3 protein-coding genes and 1 pseudogene are annotated in these 1,836 nt (G+C 73.9%); 3 read left to right on the top strand and 1 reads right to left on the bottom strand.

Translation table 11 applies throughout. The features are described 5' to 3' along the window. The 3 genes from ACWDX9_RS62880 to ACWDX9_RS62870 form a co-directional block, all read left to right on the top strand. The coding region (locus ACWDX9_RS62880) for a S8 family serine peptidase (protein WP_449973381.1) at positions 1–435 on the top strand (435 nt) is incomplete at its 5' end. A gap of 73 nt (positions 436–508) precedes the next feature. Next, complete coding sequence (locus tag ACWDX9_RS62875) at positions 509–1,090, top strand: RNA polymerase sigma factor (protein ID WP_363968697.1); 582 nt, start codon at positions 509–511, stop codon at positions 1,088–1,090. Between the two features lie 5 nt (positions 1,091–1,095). Further along, complete coding sequence (locus tag ACWDX9_RS62870; RefSeq protein WP_449973380.1) at positions 1,096–1,560, top strand: hypothetical protein; 465 nt, start codon at positions 1,096–1,098, stop codon at positions 1,558–1,560. Between the two features lie 38 nt (positions 1,561–1,598). Here the strand turns inward: ACWDX9_RS62870 and ACWDX9_RS62865 are convergent. Beyond that, positions 1,599–1,836, bottom strand: a pseudogene (locus ACWDX9_RS62865) (protein phosphatase 2C domain-containing protein); the annotation flags it as partial.

Raw genomic sequence — 1,836 nt, 5'->3', positions numbered from 1 at the left:
GCCGCGTTCGCCACGGAGCCGGTCAACGCCTCCGGCGACGTGGTGCTGTCGGTGGGCGCGCTGCGCGAGGACGGGCTCGGCCGGGCCTGCTTCAGCAACCACGGCGACTGGGTCACGGTGTACGCGCCGGGCGAGCGCCTGGTCAACGCCTTCACCTCCGGCCCCTACCAGTACGGCTACCCGCACCGCACCACCTGCCGCTTCGCCGACCCGGCCCACTACCCCGGCTGCACCTGCATGGCCACGCTGCAGGAGGGCGACAAGGCCACTTTCACCGGCCTGGCGGCCTGGAGCGGCACGTCGTTCGCCACGCCGATCGTGGCCGGGATGATCGCGGCCCGCATGGCGCAGGAGCAGGTGTCCGCGCGGGAGGCCGCGGCGCAGCTTCTCGCGGGGCGGCTGGCCGTACCGGATCTGAGCGGTTTCCTCCGATGATGGCGAGTTACCCGCCCGGCGGCGGTATGCGAAATATATTGGGCTTCCCGCCCAGATATAGGGAGCCGCCGCAGTGGACGACACCGCAACCCTGGTCGCGGCTGCCGCGGACGGCGACGCTGGGGCGTGGAAGGAGCTCTACCAGCGCTACAGCGGGCTGGTGTGGGCCGTGGCGCGAGGCTACCTCGTGAACGACTCCGACGCCCAGGACGTGTGCCAGACGACGTGGTACCGCTTCGCCGAGCACCTGACCAGGCTCCGGGAGCCCGAGCGGGCCGGCTCCTGGCTGGCCAGCACCGCCAGGCACGAGGCGCTGCGGGTCCTGCGCACCAGCGGCAGGGCCCTGCCGGTGGGCGACCTGGAGCTGATGGGCCTCGACGCCGACGATCGCTCGCCCGAGTTCCTGCTGCTGGAGGCCGAGGAGGCGAACGAGCAGGCCGAGCGCGAGCAGGAGCTGTGGAGCGCGTTCGAGGAGCTGCCGGAGCGCTGCAGGCGGCTGCTGCGCGTCCTCATCGCCGAGCCGCGGCCGAGCTATCAGGAGATCGCGGACGGGCTGGACATGCCGGTCGGCAGCATCGGCCCGAACAGGGGGCGCTGCCTCAAGCGGCTGGCCGCCCTGATGAACCGGCGCGGCGTGAACGGCATCAGGGGGTGAACGGCGTGGACGACGCGATGGGCGACGCGATGGATGACGGGGACCTGGAGCTGGAGGAACGGCTGCGGGCGGCGGCCGAGCGGCTCGACCCGGTCCCGGCGGGGCTGTTCGAGGAGGCGATGCTGGCCTACGCGCTCAGGTCCCTGGACGCGGAGCTGGCCGAGCTGACGTTCGACTCGTGGGAGGAGCTGTCGGCCACCCGGGTGCGCGGCGGGGGGCGGGCGCGGTTGCTGTCGTTCGCCGCCGGGGAGGTCGTCGTGGAGCTGGAGGTGACCGGCCGGCGGCTGGTGGGGCGGGTGTCGGGCGGCACACCCGCCGAGATCGTGGTGCAGCGGCGGGACGGTGGCACGCCGGTGCGCGCGGACGAGCTGGGCCGGTTCACCACGGGCGAGCTCGCGCCCGGCCCGCTGAGGCTGCGGGTCAGCCCTGACTGCGGCGGCCCGGTGGTGACCACCTGGATCCTCATCTGACGCATTCCCGGAGGGCGGGCGGCGGGCCCTGATACACCTCAGGGCCGGGCGCCGACCCGGGTCCAGGCGGCGGTGGCGTCGTCGTGCCGTTTCCCGTACACGGGCCCGCGGTCCCGCTCCAGCTCCCTGACCGCCGCGATCACCGCTTCGGGCCCCTGCCCGTCCAGCGCAGTCACGAGGTCGCGCCAGCTCCACCCGTACCAGTCGACGAGCCGCGACACCCCGTCGGTGAGCGCGCCCACGCCGCGCGCGTCGGCCACGACGCCGCACAGCCCC

The organism is Nonomuraea sp. NPDC003201 (genome assembly GCF_053590415.1).
The sequence above is the reverse complement of the archived record's forward strand: the minus strand, read 5'-3'. Positions and strand labels throughout refer to the sequence as shown.